Annotated in this window: 21 protein-coding genes; 11 read left to right on the top strand and 10 right to left on the bottom strand. The window is 74.7% G+C overall.

Going from position 1 to position 20,870, the window contains the following annotated elements; translation table 11 throughout:
- Positions 1–9: 9 nt before the first annotated feature.
- From egtD to egtA, 4 genes are read right to left on the bottom strand one after another with little or no spacing between them, the layout of a single operon-like run.
- Positions 10–981: an L-histidine N(alpha)-methyltransferase gene (gene egtD / locus ACGH52_RS34435; RefSeq protein ID WP_399945128.1), complete on the bottom strand. Its 972-nt coding sequence runs from the start codon at positions 979–981 to the stop codon at positions 10–12.
- Complete coding sequence (gene egtC, locus ACGH52_RS34440) at positions 978–1,778, bottom strand: ergothioneine biosynthesis protein EgtC (protein ID WP_399945131.1); 801 nt, start codon at positions 1,776–1,778, stop codon at positions 978–980. The genes egtD and egtC overlap by 4 nt, the downstream gene beginning before the upstream one ends.
- Positions 1,778–3,148: an ergothioneine biosynthesis protein EgtB gene (gene egtB / locus ACGH52_RS34445; protein ID WP_247700960.1), complete on the bottom strand. Its 1,371-nt coding sequence runs from the start codon at positions 3,146–3,148 to the stop codon at positions 1,778–1,780. The genes egtC and egtB overlap by 1 nt, the downstream gene beginning before the upstream one ends.
- Entirely contained in the window at positions 3,145–4,446 is a 1,302-nt protein-coding gene (gene egtA, locus ACGH52_RS34450) for an ergothioneine biosynthesis glutamate--cysteine ligase EgtA (protein ID WP_399945135.1), read from the bottom strand. The genes egtB and egtA overlap by 4 nt, the downstream gene beginning before the upstream one ends.
- Before the next feature lie 286 nt (positions 4,447–4,732).
- On the opposite strand from egtA, the gene ACGH52_RS34455 reads away from it, so the two are divergent.
- The gene (locus tag ACGH52_RS34455; RefSeq protein ID WP_171987006.1) at positions 4,733–5,572 is read left to right on the top strand and encodes a TIGR02452 family protein; all 840 of its coding nucleotides are present in this window, start codon (positions 4,733–4,735) and stop codon (positions 5,570–5,572) included.
- Here ACGH52_RS34455 and ACGH52_RS34460 read toward each other — a convergent pair.
- Positions 5,557–6,021: a type II toxin-antitoxin system PemK/MazF family toxin gene (locus tag ACGH52_RS34460; protein ID WP_399945139.1), complete on the bottom strand. Its 465-nt coding sequence runs from the start codon at positions 6,019–6,021 to the stop codon at positions 5,557–5,559. The two genes, ACGH52_RS34455 and ACGH52_RS34460, sit on opposite strands and share 16 nt — an antisense overlap.
- Before the next feature lie 133 nt (positions 6,022–6,154).
- Here ACGH52_RS34460 and ACGH52_RS34465 point away from each other — a divergent pair, with 133 nt between their 5' ends.
- From ACGH52_RS34465 to ACGH52_RS34480, 4 genes are all read left to right on the top strand, one after another.
- Positions 6,155–7,045: an NAD(P)-dependent oxidoreductase gene (locus tag ACGH52_RS34465; protein WP_076972922.1), complete on the top strand. Its 891-nt coding sequence runs from the start codon at positions 6,155–6,157 to the stop codon at positions 7,043–7,045.
- 60 nt (positions 7,046–7,105) lie between these two features.
- Positions 7,106–7,528: a PPOX class F420-dependent oxidoreductase gene (locus ACGH52_RS34470; RefSeq protein ID WP_076972921.1), complete on the top strand. Its 423-nt coding sequence runs from the start codon at positions 7,106–7,108 to the stop codon at positions 7,526–7,528.
- Positions 7,529–7,661: 133 nt separating this feature from the next.
- Entirely contained in the window at positions 7,662–8,090 is a 429-nt protein-coding gene (locus ACGH52_RS34475) for a VOC family protein (RefSeq protein ID WP_059297221.1), read from the top strand.
- A gap of 292 nt (positions 8,091–8,382) precedes the next feature.
- Positions 8,383–9,261, top strand: coding sequence for a hypothetical protein (locus tag ACGH52_RS34480; protein WP_399945144.1), 879 nt, complete (start codon positions 8,383–8,385; stop codon positions 9,259–9,261).
- 46 nt (positions 9,262–9,307) lie between these two features.
- Here ACGH52_RS34480 and ACGH52_RS34485 read toward each other — a convergent pair whose 3' ends face one another.
- Together ACGH52_RS34485 and ACGH52_RS34490 are read right to left on the bottom strand one after the other, a co-directional pair.
- Entirely contained in the window at positions 9,308–10,591 is a 1,284-nt protein-coding gene (locus tag ACGH52_RS34485) for an MFS transporter (RefSeq protein WP_399945147.1), read from the bottom strand.
- 106 nt (positions 10,592–10,697) lie between these two features.
- A complete protein-coding gene (locus tag ACGH52_RS34490) occupies positions 10,698–11,585 on the bottom strand; it encodes an alpha/beta fold hydrolase (protein ID WP_210977058.1) in 888 nt (295 codons plus the stop codon).
- Positions 11,586–11,767: 182 nt separating this feature from the next.
- Here ACGH52_RS34490 and ACGH52_RS34495 point away from each other — a divergent pair, with 182 nt between their 5' ends.
- The 5 genes from ACGH52_RS34495 to ACGH52_RS34515 all read left to right on the top strand — a co-directional run bounded on the left by ACGH52_RS34495 (position 11,768) and on the right by ACGH52_RS34515 (position 16,168).
- Positions 11,768–13,750, top strand: a complete 1,983-nt coding sequence (locus tag ACGH52_RS34495) for a BTAD domain-containing putative transcriptional regulator (protein WP_399945151.1) — start codon at positions 11,768–11,770, stop codon at positions 13,748–13,750.
- 88 nt (positions 13,751–13,838) lie between these two features.
- Positions 13,839–14,273, top strand: a complete 435-nt coding sequence (locus ACGH52_RS34500; protein ID WP_121703702.1) for a PPC domain-containing DNA-binding protein — start codon at positions 13,839–13,841, stop codon at positions 14,271–14,273.
- Positions 14,274–14,376: 103 nt separating this feature from the next.
- Entirely contained in the window at positions 14,377–14,802 is a 426-nt protein-coding gene (locus ACGH52_RS34505; protein WP_059296961.1) for a CBS domain-containing protein, read from the top strand.
- A 26-nt stretch (positions 14,803–14,828) separates the two neighbouring features.
- Positions 14,829–15,086 (top strand): DUF6343 family protein, encoded by a 258-nt coding sequence (locus ACGH52_RS34510; protein WP_399945155.1) that lies wholly within the window; start codon positions 14,829–14,831, stop codon positions 15,084–15,086.
- Positions 15,087–15,148: 62 nt separating this feature from the next.
- Positions 15,149–16,168, top strand: a complete 1,020-nt coding sequence (locus ACGH52_RS34515; protein WP_399945158.1) for an RNA polymerase sigma factor RpoD/SigA — start codon at positions 15,149–15,151, stop codon at positions 16,166–16,168.
- Positions 16,169–16,190: 22 nt separating this feature from the next.
- Here the strand turns inward: ACGH52_RS34515 and ACGH52_RS34520 are convergent, their stop codons facing one another.
- Entirely contained in the window at positions 16,191–17,630 is a 1,440-nt protein-coding gene (locus ACGH52_RS34520; RefSeq protein WP_399945161.1) for an FAD-dependent oxidoreductase, read from the bottom strand.
- Positions 17,631–17,644: 14 nt separating this feature from the next.
- The gene (locus ACGH52_RS34525; RefSeq protein WP_399945164.1) at positions 17,645–18,883 is read right to left on the bottom strand and encodes a polysaccharide pyruvyl transferase family protein; all 1,239 of its coding nucleotides are present in this window, start codon (positions 18,881–18,883) and stop codon (positions 17,645–17,647) included.
- Positions 18,884–19,040: 157 nt separating this feature from the next.
- On the opposite strand from ACGH52_RS34525, the gene ACGH52_RS34530 reads away from it, so the two are divergent.
- The gene (locus ACGH52_RS34530) at positions 19,041–19,991 is read left to right on the top strand and encodes a TerC family protein (RefSeq protein WP_076972911.1); all 951 of its coding nucleotides are present in this window, start codon (positions 19,041–19,043) and stop codon (positions 19,989–19,991) included.
- Between the two features lie 22 nt (positions 19,992–20,013).
- Here the strand turns inward: ACGH52_RS34530 and ACGH52_RS34535 are convergent, their stop codons facing one another.
- Entirely contained in the window at positions 20,014–20,853 is an 840-nt protein-coding gene (locus ACGH52_RS34535) for a helix-turn-helix transcriptional regulator (RefSeq protein WP_210977062.1), read from the bottom strand.
- Positions 20,854–20,870 lie beyond the last annotated feature (17 nt).

The following is a 20,870-nucleotide window of genomic DNA, read 5'->3' on the forward strand; positions in this document are numbered from 1 at the left end:
GCGCCACGCTCAGCGGACCACGCTCAGCGACAGGGCGAAACGGCCCTCGCCGTCCGTCCACCAGTGGGCCAGGTCGAGCCCCGCCGCCGCCAGCTCGGCCCGCACACCCTCCCGCCGGAACTTCGCGGACACCTCGGTGCGCAGCTCCTCCCCGTCCGCGAAGTCCACGGCCAGGTCGAGCGCCTGGACCTTGACGGTCTGCGCGGTGCGCGAGCGCAGCCGCATCTCGATCCACTCCCGTTCGGCGTTCCAGAGCGCCACGTGCTCGAAGGCCGCGGGCGCGAAGTCGGCCTCCAGCTCGCGGTTCACCACCGACAGCACGTTCTTGTTGAACTCGGCCGTCACCCCGGCCGCGTCGTCGTAGGCGCGGACCAGCACGCCCTCGTCCTTGACCAGGTCCGTACCCAGCAGCAGGCTGTCGCCCGGGGAGAGCAGGGCGCGGACCGAGGCCAGGAACGCAGCGCGCTCCTCGGGCAGCAGGTTGCCGACGGTGCCGCCGAGGAACGCCACCAGCCGCGGTCCCGGCGTGTCGGGCAGCGTCAGCCCGGCCGTGAAGTCGGCGATCAGCGCGTGCACCTGGAGGCCCGGACGCTCGGCGACCAGCGCCTGACCGGCCTGGGTGAGGGCGCTCTCGCTGACGTCGACCGGCACATAGCCGCGCAGCCCGGTCCGCTCGGTGAGCGCGTCCAGCAGCACACGCGTCTTCTCCGAGGAGCCGGAGCCCAGCTCGACCAGGGTGCGGGCGCCGGCCGCCGCCGCGATCTGACCGGCCCGGTCGACCAGGATCTCCCGCTCGGCCCGGGTCGGGTAGTACTCCGGCAGCGCGGTGATCGCCTCGAACAGCTCGCTGCCCCGCGCGTCGTAGAACCACTTCGGCGGCAGCCACTTGGGCGTGCTCGTCAGGCCCGCCAGGACATCGGCACGCAGGGCGGCGTCCGTGGCGTCCTCGGGCAGCGTCCGGGTCAGACGGAACTGGCTCACGTGCGGGGCTCCTTCACAGAGACGGAAGCGTCTGGCGGGGCGGTTTCGCCCGGGACCTTGAGCGGGGTGAGCCGCACGTCCGTGCCGCTCGCCGCGAGCAGGGAGCGGTCGGGGACCTCCTGCCAGCGCGGGTCGTCGTCGTAGGGCTCCGAGGCGACGACCGTGCCGCCGCCCGGACGGGAGAGGTAGTACAGGGTGTCGCCCCAGGTGGTGGCGGTGACGGTGGAGCCGTTGGTGAGGAGCAGGTTGAGCCGGGAGGCGGGGGCCGCCGCGGCGACCTCCAGCACCGTCTCGGCGAGCGCCCGGCCCTCGTCGTCCCCGGCGGTCAGCCGGGCCAGGACCAGCGCCCACACCAGCGCCGAGTCGTTGCGCGCCTCCAGCGACAGCAGTCGTCCCGGCGGGAGCGTCGCGGCCACCGGAGCCAGCGAATCCGGCCAGCCCGACACGGCGCCGTTGTGGCTGAACAGCCAGGTCCCCGCGGCGAACGGCGCCGCGGCCGCCTCCGCGTCGGCACCGGACAGCGTCGCGTCCCGTACGGCGCCCAGCAGCGCGCCGGTCCGTACCACCCGGGCCAGGTCGGCGAAGGACTGGTCCGCCCAGATCGGCCCGGCCCGGCGGTACCGGGCCGGTACCGGGTCGCCCTCGGCGTACCAGCCGACGCCGAACCCGTCGGCGTTGACCGTGCCGTACCGCTGGTGCCGCGGCGCCCAGGACTGGCGGTACAGGCCGTGCGACGGCGTCACGAGGAGCGCGCCGAGCGGCTGTGCGGGGCCCACGTAGGCCAGGTGTCGGCACATCAGGCGGCCTCCACCGACCGGGCGGTGCGGAACCCGGAGAAGATCTGCCGCCGGATCGGATAGTCCCAGTTGCGGAACGTGCCCCGGCAGGCCACCGCGTCCACGGCGAAGGAACCGCCGCGCAGCACCTTGTACTCGGGGCCGAAGAAGACCTCCGAGTACTCCTTGTACGGGAACGCCCTGAAGCCCGGGTACGGGGCGAAGTCGCTCGACGTCCACTCCCAGACGTCGCCGATCAACTGCCGCACCCCGAGCGGCGACTCACCGGCCGGGTAGCTGCCCGCGGGCGCCGGGCGCAGGTGCCGCTGACCGAGGTTGGCGTGCTCCGGGCCCGGGTCGGCGTCGCCCCACGGATAGCGCATGGCGCGGTCGCCGGCCGGGTCGTGGCGGGCGGCCTTCTCCCACTCTGCCTCGGTGGGCAGTCGGCGCCCGGCCCAGCGGGCGTACGCGTCGGCCTCGTACCAGCACACGTGCAGCACCGGCTCGTCAGCCGGTACCGCCTCGGTCACCCCGAAGCGCCGCCGCAGCCACTGCCCGCCGTCCCGGCGCCAGAACAGCGGGGCGGTGATGGTGTGCCGGCGGATGTGGTCCCAGCCCTCGGGGGTCCACCAGCGCGGGTCCTCGTAGCCGCCGTCCTCGATGAACGCCCGGTAGGCGCCGTTGGTCACCGGGACGGTGTCGATGAAGAACGGCGCCACCTCGCGCCGGTGCGCGGGCCGTTCGTTGTCCAGGGCCCACGGTTCGGTCGACGTGCCCATGGTGAACGGACCGCCCGGCACCAGTACTTCCGCCGGTCCGGTGAACAGCCCCGCCGGGTCCGGGTCGGGTGCGGTCAGGGCCTGCGGGCCCCTGCGCAGCTGGTGCGTGATCAGCATGGTCTCGTCGTGCTGCTGCTCGTGCTGGGCGATCATCCCGAAGGCGAAGCCCGCCTCCGTCAGCCGCGTCCCGTCGAACGCGGTGCGCTCCAGCACGTCCAGGGCCCGTCCGCGCACGTCGGCCGCGTACCGCCGGGCCTCGGCGGGCGACAGCAGCGGCAGGCTGGGCCGCTCGGAGCGGGGATGCTCGAAGGCGTCGTAGAGGCTGTCGATCTCCGGACGTATCGCCTCCTGCCCGGCGACCGCGCGCAGCAGCCACTGCTCCTCCTGGTTGCCGATGTGCGCCAGGTCCCACACCAGCGGGGACATCAGCGGCGACACCTGGGCGGTCAGGTCGGGGCCCTCCACGCAGCTGGTCAGCAGCGTGGTGCGCTCGCGGGCCGTGACCAGCGTGGTCAGGGCCCGCTCACGCAGCCCCTCGGCGTCCACGGCCCCTTCGCCGGAGGGGACCGTGACGGTGGCGGTGTTGTCGGTGGGGTCGATGGGGTCGGTCATGAGCGGGTCTCCCTCCCGTGCGGGCCACGGTCCGCGCCGCCCGGCATGTCCAGCAGATCGTCGGCGGGGCAGCGGCCCCTGAGCACGTAGCGCTCCCGGAAGGCGGCGACGGCGTCCGTCACCTCGGTGCCCGCGCCGAGCCGGGGCAGTGCGGCGAGCGCCGCCGTGAAGCAGGTGACGGCCGCCTCGCGCAGCTCGGGATCGGTCAGGGCGTGCCGGGCCGCGACCTCGTACAGCGGGTTGTGCGGCGCGGGCCGCCCGAGCGTGCGCTCGGCCAGCGGCTTGACGGCCCGGTAGGCGGTCTCGGTGGCCTCCGGGTCGTCGAACAGCGCGGCGGTCACCGCCAGCGGCACGATCCAGCCGTCGTCCCCGGGCTGCGCGTCGATCATGCGCAGCTCCAGGTGGCCGCGCGGCCGTACCGGCGGGAAGAGCGTGGTGAGGTGGTAGTCCAGGTCCTCCCGGGTCGGCGGCCGGGGCACCAGCTCGCGGGTCCACTCCCGCAGGGTCAGGCCCTCAGGCACGTCCCAGGGGCCGCCGTCGCGGCGTACGCACATCACCGGGGCGTCCAGCACGTGCCGGGCCCAGGCGCCGCGCGGGTCGCTGTCCAAGGGGGGACCGCCCGCCCGGCCGGCGCCGATCTGCGTCCACCGCAGCTGCCGGGTGGACCGCCAGCCGGTGGGCCGGCCGCCGGACAGCGGGGAGTTGGCGAACGCGGCCAGCAGGACGGCGCCCAGGTGATGGGCCAGCCACCACCGGCGTACGTGCCCCATGGGCCCGGGTTCCTCGTGCCCGGCGTCCACGCACACCTGCACGGAGGCGGAGGCGCACATCATGAAGCGGCCACCGGGTCCGGTGCGGTCGAGGCAGGACTCCATCGCGTCGTAGCGCGGCTGCCGCAGATAGCGGCGCGGCGCCTGCCAGGGATCGTGGCCGAGGCCGACCAGGGCGAGGCCGTCCTCGCGCAGTACGGCGCGGACGGCGTCCAGGTCGGCGGAGACGGAGCGGACGCACTCCGTCAGCGAGGCGGCGGGGAGCGAACTCAGCTCCAGCTGGCCACCGGGCTCGACGGTCAGCGCCGACCTCAGGGGCACGGCCCGCAGCGCGGTGTACACCGCGCGGAGCCGTTCGGGTGATACGGGAAGCCGCGGCGCGCGCAGCTCGTGGACGAGCCATTCCACCTCGACGCCGAGGAGCCTGGGCGGACCGGTCTTGAAGCAGATGCCGTGGACCAGCGCCTCGACCTCGGCCTCACTGACCGCGGTACGTGGCCGGATACAGCCACCAACCGAATCAGACATGTCGGGATCCTCCTGAGATTCCACCATGCCGCCGACCCCTCTGCGGTGGGCCGGGTCGGCACACTCGTCCCACCCAAGACCCTCGCGCCGCTCCGCACAAGGACGCATTTCGGGACGTTCCCGCTCGGTAATCTCCGCGATCCGCCTGTTTCCGGGGGCTTCGCGCGTCGTTCGCCGGTCGGGAAACTTCGTTGCACCGCATCCCCAGCATCGCCCAGGATTCCCGCATGAGCACGACGGGGGAGACCGCGCCGCGCGCGGTCACGGCGTCCACGGGGGTGGCGCCGTGAGCGCGCGCCTGCGGGGCATCGCACAGCAGACGGAGCAGATCGTCGCGGCCGGGGCGTACCGCACGTCCGACGGGCGTGAGGTGTCCCTCGCGGCGGCGATCGGGGCGGCCCGGGACGGGACGCGGATGCACGGCCCGGGGCCCGTCGAGGTGTCCGTTCCGGCCCGGAGGGGCACGGTTTTCGAGGTCACCGGCGAGAGCAGCCTGGAGGCCGCCCGGCGGCTCGGCGGCGACGTCGCCGTGCTCAACTTCGCCTCCGCGCGCAACCCCGGCGGCGGCTACCTCAATGGCGCCCAGGCCCAGGAGGAGGCCCTGTGCCGGGCCTCCGCCCTGTACACCTGCCTGCTGCGGGCACGCGAGTTCTACGACCACCACCGCGCCCACCGCGACCCGTTCTACACGGACCGCGTCGTCCACTCGCCCGGCGTGCCCGTCTTCCGCGACGACCGGGGCCGCCTGCTGGACGCGCCGTTCACGGCCGGGTTCCTCACCTGTGCCGCGCCCAACGCGGGCGTGGTGCTGCGCACGGCCCCGGAGCGCGCCGCCGACCTGCCCGCCGCCCTCACCGCACGCGCCGGGCGGGTGCTGGAGACGGCCGTGGCCCACGGGCACCGGCGGCTGGTGCTCGGCGCCTGGGGCTGCGGCGTGTTCCGCAACGACCCCGCCCAGGTGGCGGGCGCGTTCCGGACGCTGCTCGGACCCGGCGGACGGTTCGCCGGTGCCTTCGAACGGGTGGCGTTCGGCATTCTGGACCGCACCCCGGGCGCCACCGTCCGGGCGGCCTTCGAGCGCGCCTTCCCGGAGGGCGCGGGCCGTCCCGGTCAGCTCCAGCCGTAGCGCTCCCACAGCCGCCGCCGCACGAGGTCGAAGCGCATCCGGTCCAGGGCGCACGCCTCGCGGCGCATCCCGGCGTCGTGCAGGCGCAGCACCCGGTCCACGTCGACCCAGGAGTCGCGCCCCGAGCGGTCCCACGGCCCGCTCCCGATGGGCACCCACTCGCGGTCACCGTCGTGCCGCTTGCTGGACAGCTGCACCGCCAGCACCGTCCCGGCCGGCTCCCGGGCCACCACCAGCACCGGCCGGTCCTTGCCCCGGCCGTCCGCCTCCTCGTAGGGCACCCACGTCCAGACGATCTCGCCGGGATCGGGGTCGCCGTCGTGCGCCGGGGAGTACTCGGTCCGCACCCGGCCCACCTCGCGCGGGTCGGCCTCGGTGGTGGCGAAGGGGCCGTAACGGCCCGGGAAGGCCGCGCCGTTGTCGTCGATGTCGTCGGTGAAGGCGTTCACGGCCGTACCGTACGGGACGGGTCCGCGCGGACGCGCGGGGACCCGCGTCCGGTGGCAGGCTGGCCCCCCGGGCCCGGCTCGCAGGAGCCTGGCCACCGGCGACACGAGTCAGTACGAGTCAGAAGGCGACGTCATGACCGAGCAGCTCACCGTGAGCGTCCTGGGCACCGGCATCATGGGTGCCGCGATGGCCCGCAACCTCGCCCGCGCCGGGCACGCCGTCCGCGTCTGGAACCGCAGCCGGGACAAGGCCGAGCCGCTGGCCGCCGACGGCGCGCACGTCGCGGACAGCCCGGACGAGGCCGTACGGGGCGCCGACGTCGTCCTCACGATGCTGTACGACGGCCCGGCCGCCCTCGACGTCATGCGGCGGGCCGTGCCCGGCCTGAGCCCCGGCACGGTCTGGGCGCAGTCCACCACCGCGGGCGTCGACGCGGTCGCCGACCTGGCCGCCTTCGCCCACGAGCACGGCCTCGTCTTCTTCGACGCCCCCGTCCTCGGCACCAAGCAGCCGGCCGAGGCAGGACAGCTGCTGGTGCTGGCGGCCGGTCCCGGCGCGGCGCGGGACACCGCCGCACGCGTGTTCGATGCCGTGGGCTCGCGCACCGTGTGGACCGGTGAGGACGGCGCGGCCGGCAGCGCGACCCGGCTGAAGCTGGTGGCCAACAGCTGGGTCCTCGCCGTCACCAACGCGGTCGGCGAGGTCCTGGCGCTGGCCAAGGCGCTGGGCGTGGACCCGGACGCCTTCTTCGACGCCATCGCCGGCGGCCCGCTCGACATGGGCTATCTGCGCGCCAAGGCCGGCCTGATCCGCGACGGCGCGCTGACCCCGGCCCAGTTCGCCGTCGGCACCGCCGAGAAGGACGCCCGCCTGATCGTGGAGGCCGGCGAGGCGAACGGCGTCCGGCTGGACCTCGCCGCCGCCGGTGCGGAACGCTTCGCCCGCGCCGCCGCCCAGGGACACGGGGACGAGGACATGGCGGCGGCCTACTTCGCCAGTTTCGTGGAGAAGGCGACCGACTGAGCCCAGCCGGGGTACCGGGTGCAGGAGAACATCACCGACACCGAATCACGAGGAGTCCGCATGTCCAAGCCGCCGCTGCCGTCCGAGGCCGTCGAACTGCTGCGCCGCCCCAACCCGTGCGTCATGGCCACCCTCCGCAAGGACGGCGCCCCCGTCACCACGCCCACCTGGTACGCGTGGGACGATGACGGCCGCGTGCTGATCAACCTCGACGCGGGCCGCGTGCGCCTGGGACACCTTCAACGCGACCCGCGCGTCACCCTCACCGTCCTCGCGGGCGACGACTGGTACACCCACGTCACCCTCATCGGCCGCGTGGCCGAGATGCGCGACGACGAGGACCTCTCCGGCATCGACCGCCTCTCCCGGCACTACACCGGCAACCCGTACCCGAACCGCGAGCGGCCCCGGGTCAGTGCCTGGGTCGAGGTGGAGCGCTGGCACGGGTGGGGGGCGATGAAGGACAGCTCCCAAGTTGGCTGACGGGCGGTCCGGGGCGGCCCGGGGCGGCTCCGCGGCGGCTCCCGGGCGTATGATCTTCGCGCGGCATCGCGTGTCGGTCACCGTCCGGGTGAGGCATGGAGGCGCCGCGGAGATGCCCGTGGAGGCATTGACCGTGTCAGTCGAGTTCAACCACACCATCGTTCTCTCCCGCGACCGGGAGAAGTCCGCCCGTTTCCTCGCCGGAGTTCTCGGTCTCGAGGTAGGTGAACCGGCCGGAATGTTCCTGCCGGTGACGACCGCCAACGGCGTCACCCTCGATTTCGCCACCGTCGACACCGACGTCGTCACGCAGCACTACGCGTTCCTCGTCTCCGAGGACGAGTTCGACGCCGTCCTCGCCCGGCTCGTCGAGGGCGGGGTCCCCATCCAGGCCGACCCGCAGGGCCGGCATCCGCGCCGGATCAACCGCAACGACGGCGGCCGGGGCGTGTACTTCACCGACCCGTCCGGACACGGCATGGAGGCGTTCACCCGCCCGTACGGCAGTGACCCGTCCTCGCCGCTGAACGGCGTCACGGAGGACGTGCCCGGGGCCCGCTGACCGGCGTTCCCGAGGGCGTCACGCGTCCGTCGTCCGGACGGTGCCAGGACCGTTGTCAGTCCCCCTCCGCATACTGGTGGCCTCGAAGTGCCGGATGCGAGGGGGACTGGCTGTGCGGATGCGGACGGTGTACAGGGGTGAACTTCCGGTCGCCCATGGGCGGTTCCACGTGGACAGCCGCCGGGAGCCGCGGGGACCGGTGCCGTCGGAGGCCTGCGCCGGACAGACCGACGGCCCGTGCGGGGCAGTCGCCCCGGGCTGTCTCTTCCTGTGCACGGGGGTGCGCGGCGGGATGGTCGCGCTGACCGTCGAGGTGCACGGCGCCGCGCCGCCCCTCGACGACCACTGGGAGGACGTGGTGGAGGCGTCCTTCCGGCCGCTGACCTCCTCGACGGCGGTCCTGCCCTGCGGCCACGGTGCGCTGTGCGAGTTGGCCCTGCCGCCCGCCGACCACCGGGTGCGCTGCTGCGGACGCGGCCTGGACGACGGTGCGGGGCCGGTCGGCCAGTACCTGCTGCAGTTCTGGCCGGCCCCGCCCGCCGCGGACCGGGTCGTCCGGCAGACCTCACGCGGCGCCGCACACCCGCGCCGCGGCGCGTGCGCCGCGGCGGCACCCGTTGCCGGGGGACCGAGCGAGCGGGAGCGCGCCGAGACCCGGTCCTGGGGCGGGCGGCTGCCCAGCCGTCGCGTACGGGCGGCCGGGGACGTCGCGCGGGGGCTCGTGCCGCTGGACCGGGACCTGCTCGACGCCGTCGACGCGGCGTGCCCGGTCACCCAGCGCGGCCTCGCCCGGTGGGCCGCCCGCCGCGCCTTCACCATCGCCGGACTGGAGGGCGTCGACTGGATCGCGCCCGCGTTGGCCGCACTGGACCGCGGGGAGCCTCTGCCGGCCCCGTTCGACGACACCCAGCCGGCCTGGGACCGCTTCTTCACCGACGACCGCACCGCCCTCACCGCGCCGGACGCGCCCGGCGTCGGCCGCGGCGCCCCGCTGTGCCGGGCCCTGGCCCTGCCCGCCCTCCGCGCCGCCGCCGATCCGGACCCGCTGCGTGCCGCGCTCGGCGCCCTCTTCGCCGCCGCGGTGGCCCACGGCACCGACTACCCGGCCCTGTTCGCGGAGGCCCGCCGGTGCTTCCCCGGCCTGGGCGGGGGCGCGTCGCCGGGGGCATGACCCGTGTGACGGGGGAGGGGGCACGGGCGGACGTGCGCCGTGGGCTTCACGTGTCGCCGGTGGGCTTCACCAGGGCCGGAGCCTGGGCGGGGGGCCGCCGGGGCAGTAGCAGCGGGGTCGTCAGGAGCAGTGCGCCCGCGAGCGCGACCGCCGTACGCGTGCCGGTCAGGCCGGCCAGCAGGCCCCAGACCGCGGTCAGCGCCGCGGTCGTCAGCTTCCCGCCGACCGCCCAGGCCGACAGGGTGCGCGCCACCCGGTCCGCGGGCGTCAGCTCCAGGCGGCGGGTGGCGTACACCGGGTTGTACACGCCGACGGACGCGACCAGCCCGAACTCGACCGCCATCACCAGGACCAGCCCCGCCGTCCCCGGCCCCACGAAGGCCAGCCCGACGGGCCAGCACACGCGCAGCACCCCACTGGTGACCAGTACCCGGTGCTCCCCGAAGCGCGCCACGAGCGGTCCGGCCAGCCGCGAGCCGACCAGCCCGCCGACGCACGGCACCGCGAAGGCGAGGGAGTACTGCCAGGGCGCGAAGCCCAGGTCGCCCAGCATGAGCACGGCCAGCAGCGGTGTCGTCGCCATGATCAGCCCGTTGACCAGGACCGTGTTGAGGAACAGCGGTCGCAGCCCCGGCGAGGCGAGCACGTACCGCCAGCCGTCCAGCAGGTCACCGGCGCGCAACCGGCCCGCCTCCGTGCGCCGCGGGCGCGGCTCCACGCCCCCGATCGCGCGGATGCCCAGCGCCGAGAGGAGATAGCTGACCGCGTCGACCGCCACCGTCACCACCGGACCGAAGAGTCCGACCGCGGCCCCGCCGACCGGGGGGCCGAGCATGGCCGCGGTCCAGGTCGTCGACTCGAACCGGCCGTTGGCCCGCAGCAGGTCCGGCGACCGCACCAGCGCCTTGAGGCAGGAACCGGCGGCGGCCCTGAACGTGATGTCGGCCGCGGCGACGACGACCGACACGACCAGCAGCTGGGCGAAGCCGAGCGTGCCGAAGGCGTACGCCAGCGGCACGCTCAGCAGCACCGCGCAGCGGACCAGGTCCATCGCGACCATCACCGGCCGCTTGCGCCGGAACTCCACCCACGGCCCGAGCGGCACGGCCACCACCGCGCCCACCGCGAGACCGGCCGCCGCGAGCGCCGCCACCCGCGCCGGCCCGGCGTCCAGCACCAGGACCGCGATCAACGGAAAGGCGTCGAAGGCCAGCCGCGTACCGAACGCACTCACCGCGTACGCGGCCCACAACCATCCGAACTCCCGCCCCAGCGAACCGCCGCCCACCACGCCCGACTCGACCGCACCCGACTCCGTCACGCCCGACATCCAAGCGAGCCGGGCCGGGTGGATCAAACAACCGGCCGAGCGGTACGTACAACCGATCGTTGTGCGGATCTCCCCCGGACGTCACTCGGACGCCCCCGCGTGTGCCCTACCGGGCCAGCAGGTCGCGCAGCGCCCCGGCGACCGCGCCCGGCGCCTCCTCCGCCATGAAGTGCCCGCAGCCGACGGTCTCGTGCCGCAGGTCCGGGGCCCACGCCCGCCACAGCGCGGCGGCGTCGTACCCGAGAGCGGCGCCCCAGTCCTGCTGGAGCACGGTCACCGGCATCCGCAGCCGGTTGCCGTGCTCCAGGTCCGCCCGGTCGTGCTCGACGTCGATACCGGCCGAGGCCCGGTAGTCGGCCACGATGGAGGGCACCGCCTCGCGGGACGCCTTCAGATAGGCGGCGCGGACATCGGCGGGCAGGGCGTCCGGGTCCCGGGTCCAGACGTCGAGGAAGTGACCGAAGAACGCGTCCGGCGCGGCGCCGATCAGCTCCTCCGGCAGCCCCGGCGGCTGCGCCATCAGATACAGGTGGAACCCCACCGCCGCCGTCGTGCCGTGCAGGACGTCCCACATGTCCAGCGTCGGCAGCACGTCCAGCGCGGCCAGGTGCGTCACCGCGTCGGGATGGTCGAGCCCGGCGCGCACCGCGACCAGCGCGCCCCGGTCGTGACCGGCCAGCGCGAACCGCTCGTGCCCCAGCTCCCGGGCCAGGGCGACCACGTCGGCGGCCATGGCCCGCTTGGCGTACGCGGTGCCGTCCGGGTCGGCGGGCTTGTCGCTGGCACCGTAGCCCCGCAGGTCGGGGCAGATGACCGTGTGCTCGGCCGCCAGGTCGGCGGCGACGTGCCGCCACATCAGGTGGGTCTGGGGAAAGCCGTGCAACAGCACGACGGGGCTGCCGGTGCCGCCGACGGCCACGTGCAGGCCGACGCCGTCGGCGACCGTCACGCGTTCGTGGGTGAAGCCGGGGATGGCCGGTTCCGTGGTGGTCATGATGGTCAGTGCCTCTCAGTTCCCGCTTGTGTCCGTCTGCTCGTGTCACACGTCCTGGTGACGCCTTCGAGGCTGCCGCGCGCGAATCAGCAACCGATCAGCAACCGGCCGGGGACCGGCCCGCACGCGTACCGTGGTGACCGCACGCGCGGTGGCGGAACGGAGCGGACGGAACACGGAACATGGAAGCGGTCACGTTCGGTGTGCTCGGAGCGGTCACCGCCTGGCGCGGCCCCCACGTGCTCGCCCTCAAGGGCCCCCGGCACCGGGCCGTGCTCGCCCGGCTGATCCTGGCCCGGCGGCGGGTCGTCCCGGTCGCCCGGCTGGTCGAGGACCTGTGGGACACGCCGCCGCCGCGTGCCGTGGGCGCGGTGCGCACCTTCGTCGGGGACCTGCGCCGCGCCCTGGAACCCGACCGCCCGCCGCGCGCCCCCGCCCGGCTGCTCGTCACCGAGGGCCCGGGATACGCCCTGCGCGCGGCGCCCGGCACCGTGGACGCGTGGCGCTTCGAGGCCGCCGTCGCCGAGGCGGACCGGATGCCGGCCGCTCGGGCCCCCGACCGGCTGCGGGAGGCCCTGGGGGAGTGGCGGGGGCCCGCCTACGCCGAGTTCGGCACGGAGGACTGGGCCCGCGGCGAACGCTCCCGGCTCACCGAGCTGCGGCTGCGCGCCGTCGAACGCCGCGCGGAGCTGCTGGTGGAGCTCGGCCGCGCCGCCGAGGCGGTCCCCGACCTGGACGCGCACCTCACCGAGCACCCCTGGCGCGAGGAGTCCTGGCGTCTGCTCGCGCTCGCCCTGTACCGGACCGGGCGGCAGGCGGACGCCCTCGCCGTGCTGCGCCGGGCCCGCGCCCTGCTGGCCGGGCGGCTGGGCATCGACCCCGGCCCGCGGCTGCGCCGCCTGGAGGCCGGGATCCTCGCCCAGGACCCGGACCTGGACCCGCCCGGCGAACCGGCGGACGCGGCGGCCCGGCTGTGGACCCGGGCGACCGAGGCGTACGACCGCACGGTCGCGGCCGGTTCCCGGGCCCGCCTGGAATCCACCGTGGGCCTGCTGCGGAGCCTCGCGGTCACCGGTGGCGGTGGCCTGGAGGCCGCCCGGGAGCACCGGATGACGGCGGTCCAGGCGGCGGAGGAGACGGGCGACGCGGAACTGACCGCCCGGGTGATCGGCGCCTACGACGTCCCCGCCAACTGGACCCGCAGCGACGACCCCGAACTGGCCCGGCGCCTCGTCGACGCCGCCGAACGCACTCTGGGCGCCCTGCCGGAGGGCCCCGCCACCGACGCGGCACGCTGCCGCCTGCTGGCCACCGTCGCGCTGGAGTCGCGGGGCGTGCGCTCCCCGCGCGGGCCCCGTGCGGCCGCCGAGGCCGAGCGGATCGCCCGCCGCCTGGACGACCCCGCGCTGCTGGCGTTCGCCCTCAACGGCGTCTTCATGCAGTCCTGCACCCGCGCCGGGCTGGCCCCCCGCCGCGACGCGATCGGCGCCGAACTCGTCGCCCTCGGCACCCGGCACGGCCTGGTCAACTACGAGATCCTCGGCCACCTGGTCCGGCTCCAGGCCCGCTCGGCCCTCGCCGACCTCACCGCCGCCGACGCACACGCGAGCGCCGTGGACCGCCTCGCCGAACGGCACGAACGTCCCCTCGTCGCCGTCTTCACCGCCTGGTACCTGGCCCTGCGCCAGGCCGCCGCGGTCGGCCCCTCCGCCGACTCCCACGACCGCGCCGAGGCCGCCTACCGGTCGGCCGCGGGGCTGCTCGACGGCGCGGGGATGCCGGGTCTGGAACGCGGGCTGCTGCCGCTCGCCCTGCTCGGCCTGCGCCTGGCCCACGGGCGGCCCGCGCAGGTGGACCCGGGCGCGGACTGGGGGCCGTACCGGCCCTGGGCCGAGCCCTTCGCCCTGCTGGCCGCGGGCCGCGACACCGAGGCCCGCAACGCCCTGCGGGCCCTGCCCGAACCGCCGCCCGACCTGCTCTACGAGGCCCTGTGCTGCGCCGAGGCCGCGCTCGCCCTCGCACTCGGCGACCGCCCGGCCCTGCGGCGGACCCACGACCGGCTGCTGCCCGCGTCCGGTGAACTCGCGGGCGCGGGCAGCGGACTGCTCACCTTCGGACCGGTCGACGGCTGGCTCGACGCGATCCGCCGGGCCCTGGACGCCTGACGGCGTCGCGCCCGGGCCACGTCCCGCCGTCCGGACGGCGGGACGCCGACCGGGGTTGCCCGGGCCCGTGCCGGGTACCCGCCGGGGCATGAAGTGGCAGCAGGTGCAGGAGGGTCCGTCCGCGGTGTACGTGGTGGTGCTCGACGCGGGGGAGGACGCGGTCGCCGAACTGACCGCCTTCGCCCGTGACCGGTCGCTGGGTGCCTCCCAGGTGACCGCCGTGGGTGCCTTCTCCGAGGCGGTCGTCGGCTGGTTCGACCGGCAGGCCAAGGGCTACCGGCACATCCCGGTCCAGGAGCAGTGCGAGGTGCTGTCCCTCCTCGGGGACATCGCCGTCGCCGACGACGGACCCACCCCGCACCTGCACGCCGTACTGGGCCTGTCCGACGGCTCCACCCGCGGCGGCCACCTGCTGTCCGGCCGGGTCTGGCCGACGTTGGAGGTCGTCGTCCGGGACAGCCCGACCGAGCTGGCCAAGACCCACCGCCCCGACATCGGACTGGCACTGATCGACCTGGGCTGAGCCGCCCGCCGCGGCACGGTTCAGCCGCGGCACGGTTCAACGGCCCGGGTGCGGGCTGCGCGGCCCGCGGGCAATCCCGTACCGACACCCCGGGAGGCGCGACATGACACGGCGAATCCGAGACGTGATGTCACCGGCCGCGGTGGCCGTGGAGCCCATGACGAGCGTGGCGCGGGCGGCCCGGCTGATGCGCGAGGAGGACGTCGGCGACGTCCTGGTGACCTACGACCGCGACCTGTTCGGCGTCCTCACCGACCGCGACATCGTGCTCCGCGGCGTCGCCGACGGGCGTGACCCCGACGCCACCACGGTCGGCGCGGTGTGCACACCCCCGCCCGTCGTCACCCTCGGGCCCGACGACACCACCGACCGCGCCGCCGAGCTGATGCGCCGCCACGCCGTACGCAGGCTCCCGGTCGTCGAGCACGGCGGCGTCCCGGTCGGCGTGGTCACCCTCGGCGACCTCGCCGTCACCGACGACCCGCACTCCGCGCTCGCGGACATCAGCCGGGCCGCACCCGGCCACTGACACCCCGGCACCGGGGAGGAAACGGCATGAGCGAACCGGTCCAGGCGCGGAGCGCGCTACGGCTGCGGCTGTCGCTGTCGGCGCTCTTCCTGCCGCTGTTCCTCGCGGGAGCCGCGTTCTTCGACGTGTGGGCGGCCGACACCGCCTCCGGTGACAGTCCGGGCCGCGGCACCCTCGTGGTCCTCGCCGTCGTGTGCGCGGCGTTCGCCCTGCTGGCGGCGGCCGACCTGCTCGTGGTGGTCCGCCGGCTGCGGAGCGAACGCGGCACGGCCCTGCCGCGCTGATGCCCGAGGCCGAAGAGACCCGAGAAGACCCGAAACCCGACGAGGGGGACGGAGGGAACGACATGGCGCCCAAGGCACGCACACCCGCGGCACGCACCCGGGAGGACCGCCGCGCCACCACCCGCACCGCACGGCTGCGCACCCGGATCCCCGAACCCGACGAGGAACCCGACCTGCTCGGCCAGTACCTGACCCAGATCGGCGCCACCCCCCTGCTGACCGCCGAGGACGAGGTACGGCTCGCCACCCGCATCGAGGCGGGCGTCCGGGCCAGGGAGGAACTGGAGGCCGCCGACACCGGCGAGCCCGCCCCCACGCCCGGGCGCCGCCGCGCGCTGGAGGAGACCGTCCACGACGGCCAGGCGGCCAAGGACCACATGGTGCGGGCCAATCTGCGGCTCGTGGTGTCGATGGCCAAGCGCCACGCCCACCGCGGGCTGCCCGTCCTCGACGTCATCCAGGAGGGCAACCTCGGACTGATCCGGGCCGTGGAGAAGTTCGACCACACCAAGGGCTTCAAGTTCTCCACGTACGCCACCTGGTGGATCCGCCAGGCCATCGAACGGGGCCTGGCCACCCACGCCCGCACCGTACGGCTGCCGGTCCACGTCGTGGAGCAGTTGCAGAAGCTCGCCAAGGTGGAACGCAAGCTCCGCGCGGGCCTCGACCGCGAGCCGACCACCGAGGAGGTCGCCGCCGAGAGCGGCATCGACGTGGACAAGGTCGTCTGGCTGCGCCGGGTCGGACGGGACGCGGTCAGCCTGGACACCCCCGTCGACGAGACCGGCGACACCGTCGTCGGCGACCTCATCCCCGACACCGAGGTGCTGCGGGCCCCGGAGGTCGCCGAGTTCCAGGCGTTCGCGGCGGAACTGCGGGAGGCCGTCGGCACCCTCGCCCCCCGTGAGTCCCTGATCCTCAGCCTGCGCTACGGACTGCACGACGGCCGCCCCCGCACCCTGCAACAGGTCGCCGAGCACGTGGGCCTCACCCGCGAACGCGTACGCCAGCTGGAGAAGGAGTCCCTCGCCCACCTGCGCGCCCCCGAGCACCGGGAACGCCTGCTCGACTGGGCGAGTTGACCGGGGACCCGGGCCCGGAGCGTCAGTCGGGCCGCTCCGTCCGCAGCCGGGCACCCTGCCGCAGCAGCTCCCGCTGGACCAGCCGGTATGGCAGCCCGCGCGGTCCGCGCCCGTGCCGGACGGTCAGCGCCGCGCACACTCCGGCCGCGTGCCCGGTCGCCATGGCGATGGGCATCACCCGGTACGACGAGTGCGCCACGTGCGTCCCGGAGATGCAGCGGCCCGCCACCAGCAGCCGGTCGGTGCCCCGGGGCAGCAGACAGCGCAGCGGGATGTCGTAGAAGCTGCCCCGCGGCACCCTTTTCAGGACGGTGCCGGAGCCGCGCGGGTTGTGGATGTCGACCGGATAGGCGCCGTGCGCGACCACGTCCGGGAAGGTGCGCGCCGCCAGGATGTCGTGACCGGTCAGCTGGTAGTCGCCGAGCACCCGCCGGCTCTCCCGCACCCCGATGTGCGTGCCGCTCTGCACCACGTACGACTCCTCGAACCCGGGTACGCGGGTGCGCAGGAAGCGGTCGATCTGCGCCAGTTGGTGCCGGGCCGTGTACTCGGCGCGGGTGAGGTCCCAGACGCTGGTGCCGAGGACCCGGTTCACCCGGGTGCTGTTGACGGCGACCTCGCGCGGGTGCGGGGTCGCGAAGAAGAGGATGTCCTCGCGCGGCAGCCGCAGTTCGCCGCCCGCCCTGGCCTCCTCGATCAGCTCCCACAGCCCGTGCACACCCCGCCACTGGTCGGGGTGCTCGCGCACGTACGCGGCGAAGTCCGGCCGGGCGAAGTCGGCGACGCGGAACATCAGCGTCATCGGCTGCACGAGACCGTCCTCCGGCCGCCCGATCTCGTACGGTGCCCCGCAGGCCGTCGCCACGTCGCCGTCGCCCGTGGCGTCCACGACCACCCCGGCGTCGATCACCACCGGTCCCGACTTGGTCTCGAACACCACCCGCCAGCCCGAGCCGTCCTCCAGCGGCAGCGCGCCGGAGGCGAAGGAGTGGAACAGCATCCGCACCCCCGACTCGTCCATCATCTCGAGCAGGGAGAGCTTGAACAGCTCCGGATCGAAGGGGACTGTGTACCCGGTCTTCGGGGAGGGCGGCAGACAGCCGCCGCGGCCCATGAGCCGGTCGAGCAGCTGCCACAGGACGCCCGCGACCACCGGCTCGCCCTCGCCGTGGTCGGTGGGCAGCAGCCGCGAGGTGTCCCCGGCCTCGGTGAACGCGGCCTGCTTGTGCTCGTTGTGGAACGACATCAGCGGCATCACCAGCGCCACCGTCGCGTTGCCGCCGAGGAAGCCGTACCGCTCCACCAGGACGGTGTCGGCCCCGGTGTCGGCCGCGCCGACCGCGGCCGCGAACCCGGCGGGGCCGCCGCCCACCACCAGGACGTCGCAGCGGCCCCCGTGCCGGGCGGGCCGGGGCGGCAGGGTGACGGTGCGGGGGTCGTGGGGCTCTTCCAGGATCGGCATCGCTCACCTCCGGGTCAGGCGTGCAGCGGCCGCGGCTCGGCGCGGTACGGCCCGTCACCGCTCGGCCCCTCGTCAGGGGCCGGGGCGCCGCCCGACCCGCGTGCGGCACCGATCTCGTCGAGCAGGGACCCGCACCGCTCGCCGGTCTCCCGCGCCGACGCGCACAGCTCGCCCATCCGGGTGCTCAGGTCGTCCCGGCGCTGCGGATACTCGTCCCAGAGCCGGTCCACCTCCGCCAGCAGCAGCCCGGCCTGCTCCCGGGCCACCCCCACCAGCGCCGGGGCGCCCAGCCGGCGCGCGAAGTCGAAGACCTTGCCGGAGTACGGCAGCGGCAGCACCGGTACGCCGGTGAGCGCGGCGAAGATCACGAAGTGCAGCCGCATGCCCACGGCCACGTCGAGGTGGCGCATGAAGCCCAGCACCTGCCCCGGGCTGTAGTCGCCGTGCAGGATGCGGCCCTGGTCCGGGGCCGTCATGTGGGACAGCACGGCGTGCGCGTGCCGTACGTCGTGCCGTTCCATCGGCAGGAACACCACGCGCGCGTCGAGCCGGCGGACCAGGAAGTCCGCGACGTCGGCGAGCAGCGCGTGGTAGTCGCCCTCGTCGAGCTTCTCGGCGGCCCGCCCCGGCTCGCGCACGGACATCCCCACCAGCCGGGCGCCGGACGGGATGCCCTCGTCGCGCATCATCGCCTCGGTGAACGGCTCCGGGGCCAGCAGCAGCGCCGGGTCGGCGGTGACCGCCACCTCCCGCTCCAGGCCGACCTCCTCCAGCACCAGCCGCGACTCCTCGTCCCGCACCACGACGTCGTCCATCTCCGCCAGCACCGTGCGCACCGCGTCCCGGTCCTCCGCGTCGGTCAGCGGCCCGGCGCCGACGGCGTAGGCGAAGGTGGGCACCTGCCGGGTCTGCGCGGCGCGCACCAGCCGCAGGTAGCGCCGCGCCTGACCGTCGTAGAGGATGCCGCCGCCGCCCAGGACGAGGAGGTCCAGGCCGGGCAGCACGTCGAGGACGTGGTTGCGGCTGACGCCCTCCCAGGGCACCACCTCGTCGGCGTCGGGGTGGTGGGCGCGGGTGTGCTCCGCGTTCCGGCTCAGGACGACGAGGTGCGCGTCCGGCCGCCGGGCGCGCAGACAGCTGAGCACGCAGGTCAGGATCGCCTCGTCGCCGATGTTGAAGCCGCCGTAGGAACCCAGCACGGCGATGCGCGGGCCGCGGCGGGTGGGGTGCGGATGCGAGGGCCGAAGGTTCATCCGGGGGCTCCCGTCACGTCGGAATCGGCCGGTGCGCGCCGGTCTCGGTGCGTGGGGCCGCGCACGGTGCCGGGTTGCCTGCGCCGCATCCCGGAAACACCCTGACCAAGAACCACCAAGAACCACCCGTACGACCCGTCCCGCACGAGGAGCACCGGTGAACGTCTCCCTCAGCGTCTGGCTGCTGACCGTCGCGGGCCTGTGCGTCCTCGTCGCCGCCGACTTCTTCATCGGGCGCAAGCCGCACGACGTGTCCCTCCGGGAGGCCGGGATCTGGACGGCCGTCTGGGTGGCCCTGGCCTGCCTGTTCGGCGTGGGACTGCTGGTGATCGGAGGGGGCGGGCCCGGTGGCGAGTTCTTCGCCGGGTACATCACCGAGAAGTCGCTCAGCGTCGACAACCTCTTCGTCTTCGTGCTGATCATGGCGAAGTTCGCGGTTCCCTCGCGGTACCAGCAGCGGGTGCTCATGGTCGGCGTCCTGGTGGCCCTGGTGCTGCGCGCCGCGTTCATCGCGGCGGGCGCGGCGATCATCTCCGCCTTCTCCTGGGTGTTCTACCTCTTCGGCGCCTTCCTGATCTGGACCGCCTGGAAGCTCGTCCAGGACGCCCGCAAGGGGGAGCACGAGCAGGAGTACGAGGAGAACAAGCTGCTGAAGTCGATCGAGCGCCGCTTCGGCGTCGCCGACCGCTACCACGGCACCAAGCTGTGGATCGAGGAGAACGGCAAGCGGGTCATGACCCCGATGCTGGTCGTGATGCTCGCGATCGGGTTCACCGACATCCTGTTCGCCCTGGACTCCATCCCCGCCATCTACGGGCTGACCCAGGACCCGTACATCGTGTTCACCGCCAACGCGTTCGCCCTGATGGGCCTGCGCCAGCTGTACTTCCTCATCGGCGGCCTGCTGAAGAAGCTCGTCCACCTCTCCTACGGCCTGTCCGTCATCCTCGGCTTCATCGGCGTCAAGCTGGTGCTGCACGCCCTGCACGAGTCCGGCGTCCACGTCCCCGAGATCGGCATCCCGTTCTCGCTCGGGTTCATCGTGCTGGTCCTCGCGGTCACCACGGCCAGCAGCCTGTGGGTCACCAGGCGGCGGGAGCGGGCGTGAGGCCCGCCTTCGGGCCGCCGGGCTACTCCACCAGTTCCTGGGTGCCCAGGACGGTGAGCAGTGCGAGCCGCTCCGCGTCGGCGGTGTCAGGCTCGGCCGTGTAGACCATGATCCGAAGATCGCTGCCCGCCACACCGAGCACGTCGCAGTCCAGGGTGAGGGGCCCCACCCGCGGATGGTCGACCACCTTGCGGGCCGCCTCGTGCCGACCCACCGCGTCCGCCCGCCACAGTTCGTCGAACCGCTCGCTGCGGGCACGCAGCCGGGCGACCAGCCGGGCCAGCCCGTCGTCGGCGGGGTAGCGGGCGGCGGTGGCGCGCAGGTCCGCGACGAGGGCCGCCTCGAAGGCCCGGCGCTCCTCGGGCGTGTACCTGGCCCGGCTGCCCGGCCCGACGAAGTTGCGCCACACTCCGTTGCGCTCCGGGCCTTGCCACCGGGACGGGTCGCCCATCAGCGCCGCGTAGGGCGGGTTGGCGAGCAGCAGCGTCCACGCCGCGTCGTACACGGCGACCGGGGTGCCGGCCAGCCGGTCGAGCAGCCGGTGGACGCTCGGCGGGATGTACGCCGGAACCGTCTCGGGACCCGGCGGCACCAGCCCGGCCAGCCGGAACAGATGCGCGCGCTCCTGGACCGGCAGCCGCAGCGCCCGTACGAGGGCCTCGACGACCTGTGCCGACGGGTGGGCCGCCCGGCCCTGTTCGAGGCGGGTGACGTAGTCGACGGAGACACCGGCCAGCAGGGCCAGCTCCTCGCGCCGCAGCCCCGCCGCCCGCCGGTGCCCGCCCGCGGGCAGCCCGGCCGACTCGGGGGAGACGCGGTCCCTGCGCAGCCGCAGCGCCCGCCCGAACTCCGTAGCCGTCATGCTCCCCAGTGAACACC

The sequence above is a fragment of the Streptomyces sp. BBFR25 genome (genome assembly GCF_044590125.1).
GTDB lineage: Bacteria > Actinomycetota > Actinomycetes > Streptomycetales > Streptomycetaceae > Streptomyces > Streptomyces canus_D.